Raw genomic sequence first — 23602 nt, forward strand, 5'->3', positions numbered from 1 at the left:
TGTATTTATGAATAAAGTTATATCTATTGATGCAGCTATAGATCATATTAAAGATGGTATGACTATTATGATCGGTGGATTCTTAGGATGTGGATCACCACACAGATTAATCGACGCTCTTGTGAAAAAGGGTGTTAAAGATTTAACATTAATTTGCAATGATTCTGGTTTTCCAGAAATAGGTGCGGGTAAATTGGTAGTAAATAAACAAATTAAAAAACTTATAGCTTCTCATGTTGGGACAAACCGTGAAACTGGAAATCAAATGAATTCTGGCGAAATGGAGGTAGTATTAGTACCACAAGGAACTCTTGCAGAGCAAGTAAGGGCAGGAGGAGCTGGACTTGGTGGATTTTTAACACCAACAGGAGTAGGTACAATAGTTGAAGAAGGTAAAGAAAAGATGATAATTGATGGAAAGACATATCTTCTTGAGAAACCACTTAGAGCAGACGTTGCTTTAATTGCTGGAGCAACTGTAGATAAATTTGGTAATATCGTATATCATGGTGCTACAAGAAATTTCAACACACTTATGGCTACTGCTGCAGATACAGTAATCGTTGAAGCTGAAAAGGTTTTAGAAATAGGAGAACTTGATCCTAATGATGTTGTTACTTCAGGAATATTTGTAGATTATATTGTTAATGGAGGTGACAAATAATGGATAAGAAAGAATTCATTGCTAGACGTGTAGCTAAAGAACTAAAAGACGGAGACGTAGTTAACCTTGGCATCGGATTGCCAACTATGGTAGCTAACCATGTACCTGAAAATATGACAGTGTTTTTCCAATCAGAAAATGGATTTATAGGCCTTGGACCTGCTCCAGAAGAAGGCAAAGAGGACCCTTATATAGTAAATGCAGGAGCTCAATGTGTAACTATTCTGCCTGGTGGAATATTCTTTGACTCCGCTACATCCTTTGGTATTATTCGTGGAGGTCATGTTGATATGACAGTACTTGGAGCACTTCAGGTAGATGAAAAAGGTAATCTTGCTAACTGGATGATACCAGGAAAAATGGTTCCAGGTATGGGAGGAGCTATGGATTTAGTAACAGGAGCTAAAAAGGTAATAGTAGCTATGGAACATACCATAAAAGGAAGTCATAAGATATTAAAGGAATGCAACCTTCCATTGACAGCTGCGGGAGAAGTAAATCTTATTATTACTGAAATGGGAGTTATAGAAGTAACTAAAGAAGGTTTAGTATTGAAGGAAATTAATCCAGAATTTACTGTAGAAGAAGTGCAAGCAGCTACAGAAGCTAAGTTAATAATTTCTGAAAACTTAATAAAGATGGAAATCTAAATTTTTCTGAAATAGCCCTTAGTACCTAAGGGCTATTTTTTATAACGAATAGGAAAGTTCTATTTTTTCTCTTTTCCATTTTAGAACTTGCTATGATCTAAATATGTTTTAAGCAGATTGCCGAAATCTTTGATTTTGTGTAAGTTGCTTATGTATTGTCCAAAAAAGACTTTCTTTTTCTTTAATATAAGCTTGAATTTAAATAGGTGTAGGAAATAGATTTCTTAATATATTAACGTCTCAATAGAAGTTTTTGTTATATTGTGATAGTCAAATTTTGCAATATTGCATTAAATTACTTGCATAATATTGTAAAATTTTATATAATTGCAATAGTATTTTAAAAATATTCTTTGCGTAATGTGACACGTTAATGTTATAATTATAACATACTAATGAAAAATGTTTACCATGGAGTGAGGAAATGAAGAATAAAAACTATAAGGATATCTTTCAAAACCTAACTTTGATTACTCAAGTTGGCCTCTCTGTTATTACACCTATTTTGCTCGGTGTTTTCTTGGGGCAATTTATAGATAATAAAGTTGGTACGAATGGTATCTTTTCTATTATCTTCATTATTTTTGGTGTTGGTGCAGGTTTTTTGAATATATTTAAATTAGCTGGCAATAAAGGAAACAAAAGGAAGTGAATATATGAATAATGATTTAGTGTTTAAAGTAACAAAACGAGTAAGTATAATTTCACTATTAATTATTGGAAGTGCTGCTTTTATATTTAAAAATTCTAAGCCAATTATACTTGGGTATATATTTGGAGCAATAATTAGTATATTAGGGTTTAAATTGCTTCATAATACTATAAATAAGGCTGTGGAAATGTCACCAGGTAAAGCTGCTGCTTATTCTACTGTACACTATATTTTAAGATATTTGATATATTTTATTGTACTTTCAGTAGCTGCCATAGCAGATTATCTTAATTTTCCTGCAGCTATTTTGGGGCTTTTAATGGTCAAAATTGTCATATTAGGTTCAGGGATATTTGACAAAGATTTTCAGAAATATCAGAAATAAATAATTAATAAATTATTAATTATTTATATATTACATTTAGGAAATAAGAATAAGTAATATATAGCAAAGTATGAAAGGAGGGATATATTTGGAATTATTATTAAAAATATTTGGGATGGAAATAATTGTACCTGACACTATTGTTAATATGTGGATAGTTACAATATTATTAATTATTTTTGCCTTTATAGTTAATAGTAAAATTAAAAAGGCTAATGTAGATGAAGTACCATCAAATTTCCTAAATGTTGTAGAACTAATAGTGGAATCTATAGAGAATCTAGTTAACACAACTATGGGCCCACAAAATATCAAATTTGCACCTTATATTTTAACTCTAGCATTATTTTTGGCAGTAGCTAATTTATTTGGGTTACTAGGATTTTCACCACCCACATCAGATTATTCTGTTACATTTTCTCTAGCTTTAATTACTTTTGCGTTAACGCAGTTTTGGAAATTTAGAAATTCTAGAGGCTTAGGTGGTTATTTAAAGAGTTTTACAGAACCTATGATTTTTTTAACTCCGCTAAATGTAATTGGTGAGTTAGCCAACCCAATTTCATTATCTTTCCGTCTTTTCGGAAATATTATGAGTGGTGGAATTATTATGGGCTTGCTATATCAGGCACTAGGATTAATTGCACCAGTTATTGCGGCACCATTGCATGCTTATTTTGATGTATTCTCTGGATTGTTGCAAACATTTATATTTATAATGCTATCTATGATATTCATAGGTGGGGCAGAAGAGTAAATTATTTTTCTAAAATTTGAGAGGAGGAAACAAAATGTTACAAGGAATTACAAGTGAGGCTTTTATATTAGGATGTTCAGCAATAGGTGCTGGTCTTGCAATGATCGCAGGTATAGGACCTGGAGTTGGTCAGGGTCATGCAGCGGGTCAAGCAGCAGCGGCAGTAGGTAGACAGCCAGAAGCTAAAGGTGATATTACTTCAACTATGCTTTTAGGTCAAGCGGTAGCAGAGACAACAGGTATTTACGGATTAGTTATAGCTATAATTTTACTATTCGTTAGACCACTATTAACAGCTTATATCAATCTAGGATTATAATATCTGATGTTTAATCCCTGGATGTGTTCTAATGGGACACTGGGGGTATCTCAGGCTAAGGAGGTTAGTTTATGTTTGTAGTTAGAGCCTTGCCAGAACTTTCATCTATGATTTTAGCTTGGGTGGCTTTGTTGTTACTCTATCTAATGCTTAGGCATTTCTTATATAAACCAGTTTCACAATATCTAAATGCTAGAAAAGAAAAAATTAAATCAGATATTGATGGAGCAAAGGTATTAAAGGAAGAGGCTATAGCCTTAAGAGATGATTATGAGTCAAGAATTAGCCTTGCCAAGAAGGAAAGTCAAGAAATTATTGAATCTGCTAGAAAGCGTGGAGAAGAATTGAAAGAAGGCATATTAGCAGAAGCTAAAAAAGAAGCTGAAGGCATAGTATCAAGAGCTAGAAAAGAAATAGCTCGTGAAAGAGAAGTAGCTTTTCAAGACATTAAATCCCAAGCTGGCGAAATTGCAATCTTAATTGCTTCTAGGATTATGGAAGAAGAAATTAAAATTGATAAACAAAAAAATTTAATCGATAAATTTATTGATGAGGTAGGTAGTTCAAAATGGCAGAGTTAATTAGTAATAGATATGCTTTAGCCCTTTTTGAAGCCGGATTGGATTTAGAAAAGACAGATGAATTTAATAAGGAATTAGATTTTTTAAAGGTAATATTTGAGGAAGAAAAGAAATTGCTTCAAATATTACATCACCCTAAAATTAGTAGGGTAGAAAAAAGAGATTTAATAGATAAACTTTTCAAAGATAGAATATCACAAGAGATGGTCAACTTTCTATATATTCTCATCGATAAAAGACGTGAAGGATATATTTTAGAGATAATAGACCAATATAAGGAATTATTCAATGAACATGAAAACATAGTTAAAGTTGTAGCTATAACAGCAGTACCTATGGAAGAAAAATCTAAAAATAAGCTTCAGACAGTTTTATCTAATAAGCTAGAGAAGAAAATTGAACTTACGAATGAAGTTGATGGTACAATTCTTGGTGGCGTACTGCTTAAGCTTCAAAACAAGCTTATAGATGGTACAGTAAAAGGTCAGCTAGAATCCATAGGAAAAGCTATTAGTGGTGCAACTAACTAGGGAAGAGTGAGGTGAGAAAATGGAGTTAAGACCAGAAGAAATAGGTTCCATTATTAAGGAACAAATTAAAAGATACGAAAAAACTTTAGATATGGTAGACGTAGGTACTGTTATTCAAGTAGGGGATGGTATTGCTAGAATCCATGGTCTAGAAGGATGTATGGCAGGAGAACTTATAGAGTTCCCAGGAGAAGTATTTGGTATGGCTATGAACTTGGAGGAAGATAATGTTGGATGTGTTCTTTTAGGTTCAGATGATAAGATAAAAGAGGGAGATACTGTAAAGAGAACTGGTAGAATTATAGAAGTTCCAGTAGGAGATGCTATGATAGGTAGAGTTGTTAATGCCCTTGGTCAACCAATTGATGGTAAGGGAGCTATAAACACTACTAAATTTAGTCCTATTGAGAAAATCGCTCCAGGAGTTATCACAAGAAAGAGTGTTAACCAACCTTTACAAACAGGTATCAAAGCAATAGACTCCATGATCCCAATTGGTAGAGGCCAAAGGGAGCTTATAATTGGAGATAGACAAACTGGAAAAACTGCTCTTGCTATCGATACTATTATTAACCAAAAGGATCAAAATATAATTTGTATCTATGTAGCCATAGGACAAAAAAGATCTACAGTAGCTCAAATAGTTGATACATTAGAGAAACGTGGTGCAATGGATTACACAATAATTGTCTCTTCTACGGCTAGTGAATTAGCGCCGTTACAATATATTGCTCCTTATGCTGGTGTAACAATAGGTGAGGAGTTCATGGATAATGGCAAAGATGTTTTAATTGTATATGACGATTTATCAAAACATGCTATTGCCTATAGAGCTATGTCACTATTATTAAGACGTCCACCTGGAAGGGAAGCTTTCCCAGGAGATGTATTTTATCTTCACTCAAGACTTCTTGAGAGAGCTGCAAAATTGGATGAAAAATATGGTGGAGGTTCTATTACTGCATTACCTATTATAGAAACATTGGCAGGAGATATATCTGCGTATATTCCAACAAATGTTATTTCTATTACAGATGGACAGATTTTCTTAGAGACAGATTTATTCTTTGCAGGACAAAGACCAGCTATAAACTCAGGACTTTCTGTTTCAAGAGTTGGAGGTTCTGCACAAATTAAGGCTATGAAAAAAGTTGCAGGTAGGATTAAATTGGAACTAGCTCAATATAGGGAGTTAGCTGCTTTTGCTCAATTTGGTTCCGAGTTAGATAAGGAAACGAAATCAATACTTGATCAAGGTGCTAGAATGCTTGAAATATTAAAGCAGCCTCAATACAGCCCAGTATCGGTTGAGCATCAAGTAATTATACTTTATGCTGCACTTAATAAACATCTTTCAGATATACCTGTAGATAAGGTATCTACTTTTGAAAAAGAATTTTTACAATTTGTGGATAATAATTATCCTGATATTATAGAAAGCATAAGAACAACAAAAGACTTAACTGATGAAAACACTGAAAGAATCGTAACAGCTATAAATGAATTTAAGAAAAGTTTTCAATAATTGTCAATTATCAATTACAATTGTGAATTGTGAATTGTAAATTGTGAATTGATTCAAGGTGGTGTAAATTTTGGCTGAAACAACAAGAGATATTAAAAGGCGAATAAGAGGAATTAGTAATACAAGACAAATTACCAAGGCCATGGAATTAGTTTCATCAGCAAAGTTAAAACGGGCTAGAGAAAGATTAGAAAAATCTAGACCATACTATAATACTGTTCTTAGTAATATTCAAGATATCCTAGCTACTACAGGAAATATGAAACATCCTTTATTAGATAATAGAGAAGTTAAGTCTTCTTTATATATTGTAGTATCTGCTGATAGAGGACTTGCAGGAGGATATAATGCAGGTGTAATCAGGTTAGCAGAGAATAAAATAAGAGAAGATAACATAGATGCTAAAATAATTGCTGTAGGAAGCAAGGCGAGAGATTACTTTAAGAAAAGAGGTTATGACCTAGTTGGTGATTTTGTGGGAATTAGTGAAGAACCAGAATTTGCTGATGCTAGGAAAGTTGGTAATATAGCACTTGAACTATATAAAAACAAGGATATAGATGAGATAAACATAGTCTACACTAAGTTTTTAGGTACTATTTCTCAGGAACCTACGATTTTAAAATTACTTCCATCTACGGAAGTTCACGAGGGATCGAGTGAAAGAAGAACAGTTACAGAGTTCGAGCCTTCTACTGAAGAGGTGCTTAGTTACTTGATTCCCAAATATATACAAAGTACTATCTATGGTGCTCTTATTGAAGCTTCTTCTAGCGAGCAGGCGGCTAGAAGGGTAGCCATGGAGGCTGCTACAGATAATGCTGATGAAATGATTGATGAGCTTAACATCAGCTATAACAGAGCAAGACAAGCGGCAATTACTATGGAAATAACTGAAATTGTCTCAGGTGCTGACGCTCTAAAGTAAGGATGAAAGGAGAGGGCAAATGGAAAAGAACATTGGTAAAATTGTTCAAGTTATAGGCCCCGTAGTTGATATTCGATTTAGTGAAGATAGTCTACCAGAGCTATTGAATGCTATTGAGATAGAGAGAGAAGGAAAAAAATTAGTTGTAGAGGTAGCTCAACATGTTGGTGATGACACTGTTAGGTGTGTTGCCATGGATTCAACTGATGGACTTGTAAGAGGAATGGAAGCTGTTAATACTGGAAAGTCTATAGCAGTTCCTGTAGGTAAGGAAACATTGGGAAGACTTTTCAACGTATTAGGTGAAGCTATTGATGGTAAAGGAGATGTTAATGCAGCACAAACTGCTCCTATTCATAGACCAGCTCCATCCTTTGAAGAACAAGAGACTTCTAAGGAAATATTTGAAACGGGGATTAAAGTAGTAGACCTTATAGCACCTTATTCAAAAGGTGGTAAGGTAGGCTTGTTTGGTGGTGCTGGAGTAGGTAAAACAGTACTTATACAAGAGTTAATAAATAATATTGCGACACAACATGGCGGTTTATCTGTTTTTACTGGTGTCGGAGAGAGAACTAGAGAAGGTAACGACTTATACTATGAAATGATTGAATCTGGAGTAATCGATAAGACTGCCTTAGTATTTGGACAGATGAATGAGCCACCTGGAGCCAGAATGAGAGTAGCTTTAACTGGTCTTACTATGGCGGAATATTTTAGAGATCAAGAAGGGCAAGATGTTTTACTATTCATAGATAATATATTTAGATTTACGCAAGCCGGATCAGAGGTATCTGCTCTATTAGGTAGAATGCCATCAGCAGTAGGTTATCAGCCGACTTTAGCTACTGAAATGGGTGCATTACAGGAAAGGATTACTTCAACTAAGAAGGGTTCCATTACATCAGTTCAAGCTGTATATGTGCCTGCAGATGACTTGACTGACCCAGCCCCTGCGACTACATTTGCTCACTTGGATGCTACTACAGTATTATCACGTCAAATTTCAGAGTTAGGAATTTATCCAGCAGTTGATCCATTAGATTCAACTTCTAGAATTTTGGACCCTGAAATCGTAGGTAAGGAACATTATGAAGTAGCAAGACAAGTACAAGAGATTCTTCAAAGATACAAGGATCTTCAAGATATTATAGCTATTCTAGGTATAGATGAGCTTTCAGATGAAGATAGATTAATAGTTGCACGAGCTAGAAAGATCCAAAGATTCTTATCCCAACCATTTACTGTAGCAGAACAATTTACAGGAATGAAAGGTAAGTATGTTCCAATTAAAGAAACCGTTAGAGGATTTAAGGAAATCCTTGAAGGAAAACATGATAATCTACCAGAGTCAGCCTTCCTATTTGTAGGTACTATTGATGAAGCAGTAGAAAAAGCTAAGGAGATGGAGGGTTAATTATGTCTAACTTTCATTTGGATATTGTAACCCCCGATAAACCATTTTTCTCAGATGAAGTAGAAATGGTTATAGTTAGAGGTATAGAAGGTGATATGGCCATCCTAAAGGGAAGAGCACCAGTTACAACACCTCTTAAGATTGGAAAGGTAAGGATATTCCAAAATGGGGAAGAAAAGGTAGCTGCTGTAGTGGATGGATATATTTCTGTAGTAGATGATAAGACAACTATAGTGACTGAGACTGCTGAATGGCCTCAAGAAATAGATGTAAAGAGAGCTGAGGAAGCTAAGGAGAGAGCTGAAGAGCTTTTAAAAAATAGAAGAGATAGCATTGACGTGAAAAGAGCTGAATTAGCCCTTCAACGTGCGATAAATAGATTGGAAGTTTCCAAATTAAAAAAATTTGATGAAAAATTTGATGAATAAATAGGTATAAAAAGTACCCACCCTTGGTAATACTTTTATCATAGGGAAAGGGTACTTTCTTTATGAAAATGTTTTGTCCCCCTTTACATTTTTTTAGAAAGTACCTACCCTTAAATTTTAAGGAGGGGTATAAGTGAAAAAGTTTATTCTATTTGCAATTATATTATCTTTACTAATTCCAACAATTACAATGGCAGGTAAGAAACATAGCGAGAAAGATGTTCTAGAAGGTATATTAAAAGACCTCAATGGTGAATTCTTTGAAGGTGACCTTAACATGGGAGGAGTACTCATAGATGAATTCATATCTCATGAAACTATGGAGGAATTAGGAGAACTGGTAAAAGAATCACTAGGTATTGTTGGAGAGGAAATAGACATTAATAGAGATATCACAGATGTGGAAGGACAATTTTATTGTAAGGAAATCATCTATGAAAAAGGGTTTAACCAAATGTCAATTTATGGATATGATGCAAATATAAATCCAATAACTATAGTTTTAGCATCCTATCTGAACCCTGAGCTAAATAATGGAGAAACTACTCTATTTATTAACTTAATAAAAAGAGAGCAAAATTTTAGTATTAATGGTATAATAGAGAAAATAGAAAGTATCTTTAAAGATTATGGTAAACCTTTAGAAATTACTACTTGCATTATTGGAACAATTGAGGGAAAATTTAGAGAAGAGGATTTAACTAAAAATGCAGTTAAGGCTATGAGAAGGTTCAAGGCAAAAGTTGTGAGGAGTATACAGACATATCTTTAGTAAGTTATACGGCCTATACACCTCTTATAGAAAGTTCTATATTCTCTGGTGAAAAAAAGGTTAACTTAAATCTAGCAATAAGGTATAATGAAAATGAAGATAAGACTTATATTTGGATAGGAACACCTATTATTACCACTGGATACTAAAATTAGGAGGAGATTTGCTTGGAAAAAATAATGGTGGAAAAAAGCCCCCCACTGAGAGGAAGAGTAAGGATATCTGGTGCTAAGAATTCAGCCCTTCCTATATTGGCAGCATCATTACTTGGAACAGAAGATATAATATTAGAAGATGTGCCGAGGCTTAAAGACGTGGAGGTAATGTGTGAGGTACTTACATCTCTTGGGGCTAAAGTAGAACAGCTAGATATAGGCAAAATAAAAATTAATTCTGCCAATATTAATAATTATGAAACTAAATATGAATTAATGAGTAAAATGAGAGCATCCTTTTTAGTCATGGGGCCATTACTTACAAGACTAGGTAAAACTAAAAATTCTTTACCTGGTGGATGTGCTATAGGCACTAGACCTATAGATTTACATTTAAAAGGTTTCAAAGCTCTAGGAGCTACTATAGATGTAGACCATGGAAATATTAGTGCTTATGCTGATAAATTAATAGGAGATAAAATTTACTTAGACTTTCCTTCTGTTGGTGCAACAGAGAATATAATGATGGCCGCAGTAATGGCGAAGGGTGAAACTATAATAGATAATGCTGCTATGGAACCAGAAATAGTAGACTTAGCTAGTTTTTTAAATAAGTTAGGAGCAGATATTAAGGGAGCTGGAACTTCAACTATTAGGGTTAGAGGAGTAGAAAAGCTAGGTGGAGGAATTCACTCGATTATCCCTGATAGAATTGAAGCAGGTACTTTTATGGTAGCAGCAGCTATAACTAAAGGAGATATAACTGTAGAAAATGTTATAACATCTCATATAAAACCGGTGATAGCAAAGCTTAAGGAGGTAGGCTGTGAAGTAATTGAAAATGGTGACTATGTTAGAGTCATTGGTACTGAGAATTTAAAGGCAATAGATATAAAGACTATGCCTTATCCAGGATTTCCTACAGATATGCAAGCACAGTTTATGGCACTTATGAGTCTCTGCAAAGGAACTTCTGTATGTATAGAAACAGTATTTGAAAATAGGTTCATGCATGTTGATGAACTAAAGAGAATGGGTGCAGATATAAAGATAGATGGTAGATCAGCAATTATACAAGGAGTAAGTAATTTAACTTCGGCACCAGTAAAGGCATCCGATTTGAGAGCAGGTGCAGCTTTAGTATTGGCAGGATTAGTATCTGAAGGAACTACTGAGATAGACAATATCTATCATATAGATAGAGGATATGATAGTATAGAAGAGAAATTTACAAGCCTAGGTGCAATTATATATAGAAAGACAATTGACAATTAATAGATAACAAAGAACAATTAAAACCAAGGTTCTTCGATTGAGAAGAATCTTGGTTTTTTTATCTTTAAATTGTTAATCGCTAATTGTTAACTGTTAATTATATAATATTCAAACTTATAGCATATTGCCTATAAGTTTTGAATATTATATCTTATACTAAAGGTAAAGAGGGGGAGAAGATGAAAAAACTAGGGATGTACATTTCCATGGTCTTGATAATAACTATATTGATACCTACAGTTATTGTTAAGACTTTTAATTTTGTACCTAAAGGTAATACTGCACAAGGGGAGTCTTTAGAACAAGAAGAACAAATAATTGAAAAAGTAGAAACACCAGTAACTATTGATTATACAGATATTACTGTAAAGATTTATAATACAAAGACTGGAATTGTAGATGAGATTAATATAGAAGATTATGTAAAGGGAGTAGTTGCAGCAGAAATGCCTGCTGAATTTCATATAGAAGCCCTAAAAGCTCAGGCAGTAGCTGCCAGAACTTATGCGATAAGTAGAACAATAAAATATAAAGATGGACATCCAGATCATCCATCAGCTCCCCTTTGTGATGGAATTCATTGCCAAGCTTATTTGTCTTTTTCTCAGCTTAGAGAGATAAAAGGAGAAAATTGGATAGAAAAGTATTGGTCTAAGATTGAGGAATCCGTAGATTCTACTAAAAATTTGGCAATTTTTTATAATGGAGAAATCATAGAACCTTTATATCATTCAACATCAGGAGGCAGAACAGAAGATATAAAAGATGTATTTGCTGGGGATGCACCTTATCTTAAATCCGTCTCAAGTCCATATGAAGAGGAGGCGCCAAAATATAGAAACACACTTACTATGACTACAGAGGAATTTATAAATAAGATTAAATCAAAGTATCCAGATGCCAAATTAACTAAAGATAATCTTCATGAAAAGCTTAAGTTAATAGAGAGAACGCTAACAGGCAGGGTAAAGAAAGCAGCTATAGATAAAATTATAATAGATGGTAGAGATTTAAGAGATTTATTTTCCTTGAATTCAACTAATTTTACTTTTTCATTAGATAAAAAATTGAATATTATAGAAATCGAGACCTATGGATACGGACACGGCGTAGGCATGAGTCAATGGGGGGCTAACGGCATGGGAAAACATGGTAGCACCTTTGAAGAAATACTTAAACATTATTATACAGGAGTGGAGATTAGAACAATTGAAAATTGACATAAATATATACCTAAAGAGTACTCTTCTAATTAGCAATTAAAAGAGTATAGGAATATTTGCAGGACATGAAAATAGTTATTAATGAATGAGAATTTAAAATCAGCTAAATAGGCCTTCCTAGCCTGAGATAGCTGATTTTATCTAGTTTTGCAAGGGGGATTGGATCATTAGTAAGTGGTGGATATTCTAGCCAAATGAACTCTAGGGTTTTATGGTATATTTCTATTATTTTTTATATTATTATTTTTTATTTTTTGTATGTTTCACTGTATGTATTTCTTCAATCTGGAAATACTAGGTAATGGAGGTGGAGATATGAAAAATAAATTAATCAAGTTAATAGAAAAGGAAGGATTTATTCTATTTTTATTTGTTTGTGTGTGTGTAGTGGCTGGTGGAACCTTGTTTATATCCATGAAAAATATGAATGTAAACAAAAATATAAGCTCTAAGATAGACAATGATGACCTTATAATCTTAGATGATGAGGTAGCTAAAAAGTCTAGCATTTACGATGAAAATCTTCATGAGGCAAATGTAACTGATGCAGAAATAATTGCTGCAAATGCAGTGGATAATGAAGAGGATATTACAAAAGCAAATTCAGATGAACAAGATATTGCAGAAATAAATTCAGATGAAGAAGATAGTGGAGAAATAAGTTCGGATGAACAAGATATTGCAGAAGAAAATACTGATAAATTAGAATTTGAAGAAGAAGATGAGGAAGAAAAATATATGGAGGATTCTGATTTAGTACAAGAAGCTAAGAACATTTTTCTTCCAATAGATGGGCCAATAATTACAGAATATACTTCTGATTCATTAATTTATTCAGAGACTCTAGATTCATGGGTAGGTCATGGTGCTATAGATATTGAGGCTTCAGAAGGTACTATAGTTAAAGCAGCTGCAGATGGAGTTGTTAAGGAAGTATATGAAGACGAATTATGGGGAATAGTAATAGTGATAGACCATGGAAATGATTTACAAACTAAATATTCAGGTCTTGGGACTAAAGAGATGGTAAAGGTAGGGCTCAATGTCAAAAAAGGAGACCATATATCTAAAGTTGGTAACACAGCAAAAATTGAAATGCTAATGAAACCACATCTTCATTTTGAAGTCATAAAAAATGGAAAATTAGTAGATCCACGTTCTATTAACAATTAAAAAAGCATAAGTATTTAGTGAATACAAAATGTCAGGGGGGTTGATTAAGTGAAAGATTATATAGAAGAACGAACATTAGAAGTTGCAAAATACATAATTTCTAATAAAAGTACTGTTCGAGACACAGCTAAAGTTTTTGGGTGTAGCAAATCAACGATTCATAAAGATTTGACGGAAAGATTACCAAAGATAAATCCAAATTTAGCTCATATGGTAAAAGAACTTCTAGACTTCAATAAAGCGGAAAGGCATATAAGAGGTGGAAGAGCAACTAAACTAAAGTATAGTGCATCTAATGAGTAAAAAGGTCCCGTAATAGGGACTTTTTAGTTTTTGTAAAAATCATATTAGAACTATTAATAAGTAATGGTAAACAGTAAACTATTGACAATGTAAGTAAACTAATATAACATAAAATTAAAATAAATATTAAATATATAAGCATGATTTATCTCTTTGAGACATTAGGGAAATCGGTGAAAATCCGATACAGCCCCCGCTACTGTGAACATGGACGAAGCCTATTAATAAGCCACTTGATTTTTATCTGGGAAGGCAGGATAAGGAAGAAATGTGAGTCAGGATACCTAATTTATGCTTAGCATAGTTTTCGGTGGGAAAATTTTGTGCGTCAATAGTCTTGATTTGTTTTTTACGCATCAAAAAAATAAACAATACATGATAATCAAAACCCTAAAAAGTGGGTTTTGTTTTGCTATTGATTTAAATATAAATCCATTGATAACTATACTGAATTCGGTATAGTTTTTATTTTTATATCCACAAACTGAAAACTATAAATCCATAAGAGAAATGTTTGAAAATATAGACAGAGAGGTGAGTAAGTTGAGGGAAACTAAAAATATAATTAAGAAATATGAACACTTTATAGCAGTAAATAGATTGGATAAATGTAAAGCAAAATATCATTCCCCCGCCTATGGAAAAGCATTAAATGTTATGAAAGACAGGAGAAATATGAGGAATAAGGTATGCAATTTTAATCAGTCAATATATGAAGAATTAAAACAAGTTCATTGTTTAGAAGTTAGGGTTGAAAACCCAAGAAGACTAGATAATTCAAAAAAGAAAATAGCTATAATATTTCATAATCACTTATCAGGAGATTCGGATATAGATAATGTATATGGATTTGATTCTATAGAATCTCTTGTGATTCTTTTAAGTAAAATGAAGATAGAAGGATATGATGTAGAATATTTACCTAAGGATGGAAAAGAATTAATTGATAGACTTCTTAGATATAGCACTAATGAAATAGAATTATCAATAGATGGAAAAAAAGTTTTAATACCAGGGGTTATAAATGGAAATATATTTATAGGTATTCAATATTCAAAGGATCTTGGAGATGAATTACTTGAGGAATATTATAGTTCTGATAAATTAGGTAATGATAAATGCTCCCAAGGAATATTTAAAGCAGATGCAGTGATACATGTAGGAAGTCATGATATCTCAGAATTGCTGCTAGAGAAATCTGGATTATGCAGTGGATATTACCCGAACATAGTATTAGGAATGATTCCTAGGTCTCACTATTATGTTATAAAAAATGAAGGAGATGAGGTTCAATCTAGAGGAAAAAGTTATATATCGATGATAGAATGTATGGTACCACCTTTAAATTTTGTTGGTAGTTATGATGATATTGAAGAGGTTTACAATTTGCTTAGAATGTACTATGATGCGAAACTAAATGGTATGAAGAATTTATATCTTTATAAAAAAATGTTATGGAAAGAAGTATGCAAATTAAACATCCAAGATGATATTGAATATAGTAAGGAACATGCTTTTAAAGATTTTGATAAATTTTGTGAAATTCTAAGCAGTTATCTTAATGAAATAAAATTCAGCTATATTAAAGAAGGATTTCACGTTTTGGGAAGAAGTCTTTATGGTGAAGATCTAGTTAATATGATACTGGTAACAATGAGTAGTAGAAATGATAGTATACCATCTTTACATGAAGTAATATGTGAAGTCTTTGGATATGATTATGAATTTATGCTAAATAATAAGGGAATGATTGTGGAAGGCACATCAAAAACCTATGGTGACTTATTAGGAGAAGTAAGCACTGTTGCAAAAAAGATTATAATTCATTTCTATGATTTTAATTTCAAAACAAAGTATATTGATGGAGTTATACAAAAATATCTAGGAAGTACGAATGATAAGATGGCAGCTATTCTTAGATATATTGCTGAGGAATTGGTACCTAAATTTCATGGAGCAAAATATGAAATATACAATCTTATGAAATTACTTAATGGACAATTTGTACCAGCTGTAAAAAGTGAAAATGTATTTATGGGTGATGTGGATACTTTGCCTCTTGGTAGAAATTTCTATACCTTAAATTCAAGGATTATACTGTCTTCTCTGGCTTGGGAAAAGGGTAAAAAACTTGGTGATGAGGTGCTAAAAGATTATGTAAGTAACAATGGGAGATATCCTAAGAGTATTGCTTTGGTTCCATGCTTAGACCCTACTATTAGAAACAGAGAAGAAGATGTAGCAGAGATACTTTATTTAATGGGATTAAGACCAGTTTGGAATAAGAAAAATTGCGAAGTAGTAGATTTAGAGTTTATATCTATGGAGGAGTTAGGCAGACCAAGAATTGATGTAATCGTAAAAATCTCTGGATCATTTAGAGATACATTTCAAGGTATTATAGATCTGCTTGATAAAGCGTTTGAGAAAGTATCTGAGTTGGAAGAAAATGAAAACTATATATATCAACATGTCAAGGCAGATATAGAGAAGGAAATAAAATTGGGATATAGAGAAGAAGATGCAAAAGACAATGCGCTTCTAAGAATATTTGGATCTAAGGCAGGAACTTATGGAACTGGGATAGACAAAGCTATTGATATTGAGAGATGGAATAATGGAGAAGATTTATCAGAGATATACTTAAATTCTCAAGGGTATGCCTACGGTAGAGGAAAGAATGGTAAATTTGAGAAAGAGCAGCTTATAGAAAAATTGAGAAGAGTAGATGTAACTGTTCAAAATATAATTAGCAGAGAAATTGATATTTTAGATAGTAGTGATTATTATCAATATCATGGTGGACTTGCCTGTGCTGTTAAAGCAATTTCTGGAAAGCAACCTAAGATGTATTATGGAGATAGCAGCAATCCAATTGATATAAAAGCAAGAAATATAGCTACAGAATTAAAATATATATATAGGATTAGAGTACTAAATTCGAACTGGATTAAATCTATGAAGAAACATGGTTATAAATCAGCAGGATATATTTATAATACCATAAGTAACTCCTTTGGATGGGATGCTACTTCTCATATTATGGAAAATTGGATGTATGAAGAATTAGCAGAAAAGTACGTGTTCAGTGAAGATATAAAAGAATGGTTTGAAGAAAATAATCCTATGGCCCTGTATAATATTGTGGAAAAACTTTTAGAGGCCTATAGAAGAAAAATGTGGGACCCAAAGGAGGGTACTTTAGAAAAATTTGTAATGTATATATCTAAAATATAGACACTCTTAAGATGATAAATAACTAGAAGATTATGATTATAGACTTTTATATTACTTAAAAAGGAATTCTAGAAATTAAAGTATGATGAAATGTCTATTGTATAAAATATAACATTATATTTTATGTGATTAGTAAAAAGGTCCCATAATAGGGAGCTTCAGTTTTTGTAAAATTTTGAAGAAATTGCCAAAAAAAGAAGGAGTTTTGGAATTTATGTAGAATATAATATGGGATAAGGATAATTAAGGAGGAATTTTCTATGTGTGGTTTGAGAGCGGATATAGGGATAGATTTAGGAACAGCCAGCGTATTAGTATACGTGAAAGGAAAAGGAATAGTTTTAAAGGAACCCTCTGTTGTTGCTATAGATCAAAATACAAATAAGTTTTTAGCTGTTGGTGAAGAAGCAAGAAAAATGCTAGGCAGAACTCCCGGAAATATTATAGCTATTAGACCTATGAGAGATGGAGTTATATCTGATTATGATATAACTGAAAGAATGTTGAAGTACTTTATACAGAAGGCTGTAGGTAGGTATTTACTTAAACCTAGAGTTATAGTATGTGTACCTAGCGGAATAACCGAAGTAGAAAAAAGAGCAGTTATGGAAGCTAGCAATCAAGCAGGGGCTATAAAGACATATTTGATTGAGGAACCTATAGCTGCAGCAATTGGAGCAGGGATAGATATCACTGAACCAAGCGGTAATATGATAGTTGATATCGGCGGGGGAACTACAGATGTAGCTATCATTTCTTTAGGAGGCATAGTAGTCAGCCGATCTATAAAGATAGCAGGAGATGAATGTGACGAAGCCATATCTAAGTATATTAGAAAAAAATATAATATGATGATCGGAGAGAGATCTGCTGAAGAATTGAAGCTTAGTATTGGATCTGCATATAGAAGAGAAGAAGAGGAATTTAAGGAAGTAAGAGGAAGAAATTTGCTCACAGGACTGCCTATAACTGTAAATGTATCTTCTACTGATATGCTTGAAGCTCTCAAGGACCCTATACAAGAGATTGTAGATACAGTTCATATAGTTTTAGAAAGAACTCCGCCAGAGTTAGCTGCTGATATTAGTAATAAGGGAATATTAATGACTGGAGGAGGAGCTTTACTTTATGGAATGGATAAGCTAATCACGGAAAAAACAGGTATTTCAGTACATGTAGCAAATGAACCAATATCTTGTGTTGCTAGAGGAACTGGAAAGGCTTTAGAGTGGGTACAGTATTTAGATAGTAATATAGTAGAAGATAATACAACAAAAAAATATAGAGGCTAAAGTTTTGATTAGAGTAGCCGATAATATATTAGATATCGATTATTAGGATGTGATAAAAGATGAACAGAAGTCTATATATTGGAGCTACTTCTTTAGTAGCTAATCAAAAGAAGTTAGATGTTCTCTCAAATAATTTAGCCAATATAAATACTGCAGGATTTAAAAGGGATATTTCTCTAACAGAATCCTTTCCAGAGAAATTACTGGCAAAAATGAGTAGAACTCCAGAGTTAAGAAATATAGCAGGAGAGAATAATATTACCTATGAAACTAATGGACAAGTACACACTGCACGAACTCAAGAAGGATATTTTGTGGTAAACACTTCTAGGGGAAAATCTTATGTTAAGGAAATAGAATTTGTAGTAGATGAAGAAGGTTACTTAAAAACTTCTTACAAGAATCTAGAGGATGAGCATAAAACTGATTATGAAAACTATATAATTAATAACAATGGAAACAGGGTACAACAAGCTGGAGATATGGAAAATCTTCTACAGGGTTTAGTTTATAATCCGCCATCATATATTATAGGAACTATGAGTGGAGGAGTTAGATTTCAAAAGCTGTTTACAGATTTTACAAATGGTGGACTTATTGATACTGGTGGGACATTAGATGTTGCCATAAAGGGCAATGGATTCTTTAAAATTCAAGGGGAAAATGGAGAGACTCTATATACCAGAAATGGATCCTTTGCAATAACAGAAGGATATCTAACAGACCTAGACGGAAGAAGAGTATTAGGAAGAAATGGAACAATCTTTTTAGGAAATGGTACTATAGATATTTTATCTGATGGAGAGATTCAGATTGATGGCAATCCAGTTGATACTTTAGATATAGTGGATATTAATAATAAGGAATTCCTAAGAAAACGTGGAGATAATATTTTCTATATGGCAGATAATACCGTAGCAGAAGAGAATATATTTGACGGTGAAATATTACAAGGTTATCTTGAGGGTTCTAATATGAATCCTATATCTGGTATGGTTGAAATGATAAATTTGTTAAGAGAGTTTGAAGCAAATCAAAAAGTAATTAAGATGCAAGATGAAATGTTAGAAAAAGCAGCTAATGAAATAGGAAGAGTGTAGGAGGTATAATATGAGATCATTATGGACTGCAGCTACAGGAATGAAGGCACAGCAATTTAATATAGATACTATATCTAATAACTTAGCAAATGTAAATACGACTAGTTATAAAGTGCAAAGAGCTGAATTTAAAGACTTATTTTATGCAAATATAAAAAGAGCTAATATAAATGATGATCAAGGAAGGCCGGTAAATCTTGAAGTAGGCCATGGTGTTATGCCAGTAGCTACTAAGAGAGATTTTAGGACAAGTAGTTTTATGGAGACTCAAGGAACTTATGATTTTGCTATAAATGGAGAAGGGTTCTTTGCAGTGGAATTGCCAAATGGAGATATAAGATATACTAGAGATGGAAGCTTCAAGTTAAGTATCGACGGAGATGAGGCCACTTTAGTTACTTCGGAAGGATATTTTGTACTTAGTGAAGACGACGATTTAATTACTATAGAGACAGGAATTAAAGATATTACAGTTGATGAACTGGGATATATTTATGGTAAAGATGAAGATGATGAAACAGTTGAGATTGGAAGACTTATGTTGGTTAACTTTATGAATCCAGAAGGTCTTCAATCTGAGGGTCAAAATCTATATAGGGCAACTGCAGCTTCTGGCGAAGAAATACTTTTAGAGGCTGAAGAAATGAGTACTAGGGTAATACAAGGATATTTAGAAGCGTCAAATGTTCAAGTAGTAGATGAAATGGTAAAGATGATTACTGCACAAAGAGCGTATGAAATCAATTCAAAGACAATTACTACCTCTGATGAAATGTTGCAATTAGCCAATAATTTAAAAAGATAATTAATAATTATAGTATAATAATTTAAAAGAATAATGAGGTGAACTAATGGAAATATCACCAACTAATAATATTATAAATACGGATAGAGATCCTTCTTTAGTTCAGAAAAAAATTGAGAATTTGAAACATACTGAAGATGATAAAAAATTGATGGATGTATGTCGTGAATTCGAAAGCATATTTATTTATATGATGCTAAAGGAAATGAAAAAAACCGTTCCTGATGATAATGGTTTAATAGAGAAATCTCAGGGGACACGTATATTTGAAGAAATGCATCTAGAAGAATTATCTAAGGAAATGACTAAAGGAGATAATAGCGTAGGTATAGCTAAGATGCTGTATAATCAATTTAAAAATGGTTATGTAAGATTATAAAATGACTTAGGAATGTATTCCTAAGTCATTTTCATTTACTTACCTACTTTAACTCCTGGCTTCTCAAATAATGGAGAAACGGTGTAAGTTACATCAGAGCCATTTACTGTAAACTCTATAATAGATAAATCATAAATATCTTCTGGTTTTCCTAAAGTTTTAGTATTTAATCCAATATATCTTATGCCATCTTTTAAATCTGAAGTATTGGAATTACCTCCGTGGACAACGAATATATTCTTACCTTTTTCTCTAGTTTCAACTAAATGCTTATGAAGAAGGTCTGCTTCTAAAGTATCTGTAAATCCATTGGAACCGAATATCGGTGTAGGGAATAAAAGAACGATATTGTTTTCAGTTGTTCCATTTAAATCAGCCTTTAATTTATTCCATTGTTCAGCATTAGTTTCCCTAATACCATTCTTCCCAGTATTTACATTTATAAAAGCGACATCTTGATGTTTGTTTCTTTTATAAGCTCCAGATGCATCAATCCTTGCATAATTAGTTAAGCCCTTTACAAACTCATTTGACATACCGTTTAAAGAAATAGCTATTTTGTGAGTATTAATCTTAGATTTAATTTTAGAGCTAGCATCATATTTTACTAATTGATTTAATCCCTTTGGCTCCATGAATACAGCAAAGGAAAAGCCATCTTTATTAACATTAGTTTTAATATTTTTGCTATCCTTTAATGTACTTGGAGTAGGCAATACTATATTACCTAGTGTAGGAGGATAGAATGCTGTAAGACCATCAAATAATAGTTCTCCTGATTGTTTCTTTAGATTATCAGTTTCAACAGGATAAATTTTTTCTAAAACTATAGGGTATGAAACATTTGATGGAATATTAGTTGTTACAAACTGCCATCCAGTCCAATCAATAGTTTTTACAAAGTCAATTGTATGTGAATTACCTTTATTGTCTTTTATAGTTCCTCTTAACCAGCTGCCACTATTATCTCCATTGACCCATAGGCCCAATTTTCTTGGTACACCTTGTATAGGTAGCCCAATATTTTCACCATTCATTAGAGTTAGATATGCTGCTCTAGTGTTTTCTCCTTGAGAGAAATCGTATTTTAATGATATGGATGAATTCCCTTCCTTTGCATCACTACTAAGACCTATTCCACCTATTACTGTTTCTGGATATGCAGAAAATCTTAAATTATCAAGGGACTCAAATCTCTCTACTAATTTACCTTCACTACCAATAGATACTAAGATATTTTCAATTCCTTCGCCTAGTTTAGCAGTAAGAACACCTGCTACAGATGTATCAGCGCTATAAAATATTCCGTTAGTTACGCTTCCGATATTATTTATAGTTGTAAACGTAATATCCTCAGGATATATCTTAGCTTGATATCCATTTTCATCTTTACCATAGAATATAGGTAAGGTTTTTTCACTATTTATATCTATATTGAAGTTAGACATATCAGTAGTTAAATCTTTTACATTGCCTAATACATTGATGTCTATTGAATTAGTTATATTATCATAATTGGCAGTGATTTTTGCTTTTCCTTGGGAAAGAGCTTTGAAACTATTGCCAGCTATGTTACCATTTACTCCCTCTTGAGTAAATACAAGTTTAGATTCATCAATAGTTACAGGATTATGATACTGGTCATATCCCTTTACTGTAAATTCTCTTGTAGTGTTTATAAACATATTGCTATCATCAGTAGACACCTTAATATATGATAATTCGCCTACAGGAGCATTAGAGAATACTCCTACACCATTTACAACAGGTCTCTCAGCACCTTCAGATGGTTTATTTACTATTACGGCTTTTTGAGAATCAACAGGTTTTATAGCCATGGCAGTAGAACCACCACCATCTAAATTTAAGGCATTGTACGCTCCAAGCTCTTTAAAGATTGCTCCAAACATTTCTTGAGTAACTCCCTTAAAGGAAGTATCTCTACCATCTATAGTCACTAAAATTACCTCTGTACCGTCTTTATTAATTCCAATCCCAGTTCTAGGAGCATTTCCAGGAGAATCAAGATCGGGGCGGTTTAATTCGCCATTTTTAAGTATATAACTTCCTCCACCTATGGAAAACTTGATATTGTTAATATCTGGAGTACTGGATATATTAAGCTCTATAGAATCACCTACAGAAAAGGTTTGAAGTTCCTGTGATTTTTGATAACCCCTTACTATCAATACATAACCATCTTCAGGAATATCTATAGCCTCTTGACCGACCCTTACATCTGTTACTATATCATTTTTTACAACTACCTCTACTAAATCATTATGGAATTTAGTTCCTATGGATTTAGGGCCCCAGTGTTTATTTAGAAGAGTTACAGCATCGAAATATGTCGACACATTATTTACGGCATTTATGTTGATTTTATTTCCTTTTGTAAGATTAGTAGCTTCCATTGTCCTCTGGAAATAGTCAATATTAGCATTATTTAAAAAATCTACAAAGAATCCGGGAAGCAAAGGTTTAGCATCATCCCGACGGGCAGTTAAAAGCTCACCATTTTCTATTAATGCACCCAAAGTTGATGGCATGGGGCTGTAATTGAAAAAATCTCCATTTATTCCAGCTACAGCATTATGTTTTTCTACCATGGAACTAACCTTGTCCCTACTTGGCATACCATTTGGATTTATTAGACTTTTTATCTCAGTATGTGGGTCTAATAGATTGATTCTAAGAACATTTATATTCCACCATCCAGCAGTAGTGAAACGCATTATTTTCTCATGGACTACTCCAGAGGAAATATTATTCTTTTCAATATTTTGATATATGGAATATGGCATGTTTACAGTAATTTTATTTGCTAAGACTGGTCCAGTAGATGTAAAAATCGTAGTAGCAGTTAGCAAAGATACAAAAACTTTCTTTAAATTTTTTTTCATAATCTCACCTCGTAATATTTTATGTAATTTTTTGGTAGAAACTTTCAATTCTCCCTTTTTTCCCTGTGATTACTTGTCCATTCTATTATATAATTTAAATATATCAATTAGGTTACAAACATATTACAAGTTGAGGACAATAACAATTG

At 32.8% G+C, this 23602-nt stretch carries 22 protein-coding genes, 1 pseudogene and 1 riboswitch; of the genes and pseudogenes, 22 read left to right on the forward strand and 1 reads right to left on the reverse strand.

The window, feature by feature from the left end:
* The first annotated feature begins 7 nt into the window (after window positions 1-7).
* From CIW83_RS04190 to CIW83_RS04300, 22 genes and pseudogenes are all read left to right on the forward strand, one after another.
* Window positions 8-664: a CoA transferase subunit A gene (locus CIW83_RS04190; RefSeq protein WP_094899616.1), complete on the forward strand. Its 657-nt coding sequence runs from the start codon at window positions 8-10 to the stop codon at window positions 662-664.
* A complete protein-coding gene (locus CIW83_RS04195) occupies window positions 664-1314 on the forward strand; it encodes a CoA transferase subunit B (RefSeq protein WP_094899617.1) in 651 nt (216 codons plus the stop codon). The genes CIW83_RS04190 and CIW83_RS04195 overlap by 1 nt, the downstream gene beginning before the upstream one ends.
* Window positions 1315-1738: 424 nt before the next feature.
* Window positions 1739-1966: an AtpZ/AtpI family protein gene (locus tag CIW83_RS04200; RefSeq protein ID WP_094899618.1), complete on the forward strand. Its 228-nt coding sequence runs from the start codon at window positions 1739-1741 to the stop codon at window positions 1964-1966.
* A gap of 4 nt (window positions 1967-1970) precedes the next feature.
* Complete coding sequence (locus CIW83_RS04205) at window positions 1971-2351, forward strand: ATP synthase subunit I (RefSeq protein ID WP_094899619.1); 381 nt, start codon at window positions 1971-1973, stop codon at window positions 2349-2351.
* A gap of 88 nt (window positions 2352-2439) precedes the next feature.
* Window positions 2440-3108 carry a F0F1 ATP synthase subunit A gene (gene atpB, locus CIW83_RS04210; protein WP_235601219.1) on the forward strand — a complete coding sequence of 223 codons (669 nt, stop codon included), beginning with the start codon at window positions 2440-2442 and terminating at the stop codon, window positions 3106-3108.
* Window positions 3109-3142: 34 nt separating this feature from the next.
* Window positions 3143-3427 (forward strand): ATP synthase F0 subunit C, encoded by a 285-nt coding sequence (gene atpE / locus CIW83_RS04215; RefSeq protein WP_094899621.1) that lies wholly within the window; start codon window positions 3143-3145, stop codon window positions 3425-3427.
* A 71-nt stretch (window positions 3428-3498) separates the two neighbouring features.
* On the forward strand, window positions 3499-4008 hold the full coding sequence (atpF, locus tag CIW83_RS04220; protein WP_094899622.1) for a F0F1 ATP synthase subunit B: 510 nt from the start codon (window positions 3499-3501) through the stop codon (window positions 4006-4008).
* Window positions 3996-4538 (forward strand): F0F1 ATP synthase subunit delta, encoded by a 543-nt coding sequence (locus CIW83_RS04225; RefSeq protein ID WP_094899623.1) that lies wholly within the window; start codon window positions 3996-3998, stop codon window positions 4536-4538. Before atpF ends, CIW83_RS04225 begins: the two co-directional genes overlap by 13 nt.
* A gap of 19 nt (window positions 4539-4557) precedes the next feature.
* A complete protein-coding gene (atpA, locus tag CIW83_RS04230; protein WP_094899624.1) occupies window positions 4558-6063 on the forward strand; it encodes a F0F1 ATP synthase subunit alpha in 1506 nt (501 codons plus the stop codon).
* A gap of 70 nt (window positions 6064-6133) precedes the next feature.
* On the forward strand, window positions 6134-6991 hold the full coding sequence (atpG, locus tag CIW83_RS04235) for an ATP synthase F1 subunit gamma (RefSeq protein WP_094899625.1): 858 nt from the start codon (window positions 6134-6136) through the stop codon (window positions 6989-6991).
* A gap of 19 nt (window positions 6992-7010) precedes the next feature.
* On the forward strand, window positions 7011-8408 hold the full coding sequence (gene atpD / locus CIW83_RS04240; RefSeq protein ID WP_094899626.1) for a F0F1 ATP synthase subunit beta: 1398 nt from the start codon (window positions 7011-7013) through the stop codon (window positions 8406-8408).
* A gap of 2 nt (window positions 8409-8410) precedes the next feature.
* A complete protein-coding gene (locus tag CIW83_RS04245; protein ID WP_094899627.1) occupies window positions 8411-8836 on the forward strand; it encodes a F0F1 ATP synthase subunit epsilon in 426 nt (141 codons plus the stop codon).
* A gap of 454 nt (window positions 8837-9290) precedes the next feature.
* Window positions 9291-9757 (forward strand): annotated as a pseudogene (locus CIW83_RS24770) (YwmB family TATA-box binding protein).
* A gap of 18 nt (window positions 9758-9775) precedes the next feature.
* Window positions 9776-11038 (forward strand): UDP-N-acetylglucosamine 1-carboxyvinyltransferase, encoded by a 1263-nt coding sequence (gene murA, locus CIW83_RS04260; RefSeq protein ID WP_094899629.1) that lies wholly within the window; start codon window positions 9776-9778, stop codon window positions 11036-11038.
* Window positions 11039-11217: 179 nt separating this feature from the next.
* Window positions 11218-12258, forward strand: a complete 1041-nt coding sequence (gene spoIID / locus CIW83_RS04265; protein WP_094899630.1) for a stage II sporulation protein D — start codon at window positions 11218-11220, stop codon at window positions 12256-12258.
* A 318-nt stretch (window positions 12259-12576) separates the two neighbouring features.
* Window positions 12577-13434, forward strand: coding sequence for a M23 family metallopeptidase (locus CIW83_RS04270; protein WP_158220008.1), 858 nt, complete (start codon window positions 12577-12579; stop codon window positions 13432-13434).
* A 48-nt stretch (window positions 13435-13482) separates the two neighbouring features.
* The gene (gene spoIIID / locus CIW83_RS04275) at window positions 13483-13737 is read left to right on the forward strand and encodes a sporulation transcriptional regulator SpoIIID (protein ID WP_094899632.1); all 255 of its coding nucleotides are present in this window, start codon (window positions 13483-13485) and stop codon (window positions 13735-13737) included.
* A gap of 127 nt (window positions 13738-13864) precedes the next feature.
* Window positions 13865-14042: riboswitch (cobalamin riboswitch) on the forward strand.
* 238 nt (window positions 14043-14280) lie between these two features.
* On the forward strand, window positions 14281-16974 hold the full coding sequence (locus CIW83_RS04280) for a cobaltochelatase subunit CobN (RefSeq protein ID WP_158220009.1): 2694 nt from the start codon (window positions 14281-14283) through the stop codon (window positions 16972-16974).
* A 260-nt stretch (window positions 16975-17234) separates the two neighbouring features.
* Window positions 17235-18266 (forward strand): rod shape-determining protein, encoded by a 1032-nt coding sequence (locus tag CIW83_RS04285; RefSeq protein WP_094899634.1) that lies wholly within the window; start codon window positions 17235-17237, stop codon window positions 18264-18266.
* Window positions 18267-18325: 59 nt separating this feature from the next.
* Window positions 18326-19366 carry a flagellar hook-basal body protein gene (locus CIW83_RS04290; protein ID WP_094899672.1) on the forward strand — a complete coding sequence of 347 codons (1041 nt, stop codon included), beginning with the start codon at window positions 18326-18328 and terminating at the stop codon, window positions 19364-19366.
* 10 nt (window positions 19367-19376) lie between these two features.
* The gene (gene flgG / locus CIW83_RS04295; RefSeq protein ID WP_094899635.1) at window positions 19377-20171 is read left to right on the forward strand and encodes a flagellar basal-body rod protein FlgG; all 795 of its coding nucleotides are present in this window, start codon (window positions 19377-19379) and stop codon (window positions 20169-20171) included.
* 46 nt (window positions 20172-20217) lie between these two features.
* Complete coding sequence (locus tag CIW83_RS04300) at window positions 20218-20550, forward strand: rod-binding protein (protein WP_094899636.1); 333 nt, start codon at window positions 20218-20220, stop codon at window positions 20548-20550.
* 35 nt (window positions 20551-20585) lie between these two features.
* Here the strand turns inward: CIW83_RS04300 and CIW83_RS04305 are convergent, their stop codons facing one another.
* Window positions 20586-23453 (reverse strand): phosphodiester glycosidase family protein, encoded by a 2868-nt coding sequence (locus tag CIW83_RS04305; protein ID WP_094899637.1) that lies wholly within the window; start codon window positions 23451-23453, stop codon window positions 20586-20588.
* Window positions 23454-23602 lie beyond the last annotated feature (149 nt).

The sequence above is a fragment of the Tissierella sp. P1 genome, assembly GCF_002266425.1.
Lineage (GTDB): Bacteria > Bacillota > Clostridia > Tissierellales > Tissierellaceae > Tissierella > Tissierella carlieri.

Coding starts and splice junctions, on each gene's coding strand:
- CIW83_RS04300 (WP_094899636.1), top strand. CDS start 20,218: ATGGAAATATCACCAACTAATAATATTATAAATACGGATAGAGATCCT.
- atpE (WP_094899621.1), top strand. CDS start 3,143: ATGTTACAAGGAATTACAAGTGAGGCTTTTATATTAGGATGTTCAGCA.
- spoIID (WP_094899630.1), top strand. CDS start 11,218: ATGAAAAAACTAGGGATGTACATTTCCATGGTCTTGATAATAACTATA.
- atpF (WP_094899622.1), top strand. CDS start 3,499: ATGTTTGTAGTTAGAGCCTTGCCAGAACTTTCATCTATGATTTTAGCT.
- CIW83_RS04290 (WP_094899672.1), top strand. CDS start 18,326: ATGAACAGAAGTCTATATATTGGAGCTACTTCTTTAGTAGCTAATCAA.
- atpD (WP_094899626.1), top strand. CDS start 7,011: ATGGAAAAGAACATTGGTAAAATTGTTCAAGTTATAGGCCCCGTAGTT.
- CIW83_RS04200 (WP_094899618.1), top strand. CDS start 1,739: ATGAAGAATAAAAACTATAAGGATATCTTTCAAAACCTAACTTTGATT.
- atpA (WP_094899624.1), top strand. CDS start 4,558: ATGGAGTTAAGACCAGAAGAAATAGGTTCCATTATTAAGGAACAAATT.
- CIW83_RS04285 (WP_094899634.1), top strand. CDS start 17,235: ATGTGTGGTTTGAGAGCGGATATAGGGATAGATTTAGGAACAGCCAGC.
- CIW83_RS04305 (WP_094899637.1), bottom strand. CDS start 23,453: ATGAAAAAAAATTTAAAGAAAGTTTTTGTATCTTTGCTAACTGCTACT.
- CIW83_RS04270 (WP_158220008.1), top strand. CDS start 12,577: ATGAAAAATAAATTAATCAAGTTAATAGAAAAGGAAGGATTTATTCTA.
- CIW83_RS04195 (WP_094899617.1), top strand. CDS start 664: ATGGATAAGAAAGAATTCATTGCTAGACGTGTAGCTAAAGAACTAAAA.
- CIW83_RS04190 (WP_094899616.1), top strand. CDS start 8: ATGAATAAAGTTATATCTATTGATGCAGCTATAGATCATATTAAAGAT.
- CIW83_RS04225 (WP_094899623.1), top strand. CDS start 3,996: ATGGCAGAGTTAATTAGTAATAGATATGCTTTAGCCCTTTTTGAAGCC.
- flgG (WP_094899635.1), top strand. CDS start 19,377: ATGAGATCATTATGGACTGCAGCTACAGGAATGAAGGCACAGCAATTT.
- CIW83_RS04245 (WP_094899627.1), top strand. CDS start 8,411: ATGTCTAACTTTCATTTGGATATTGTAACCCCCGATAAACCATTTTTC.
- CIW83_RS04205 (WP_094899619.1), top strand. CDS start 1,971: ATGAATAATGATTTAGTGTTTAAAGTAACAAAACGAGTAAGTATAATT.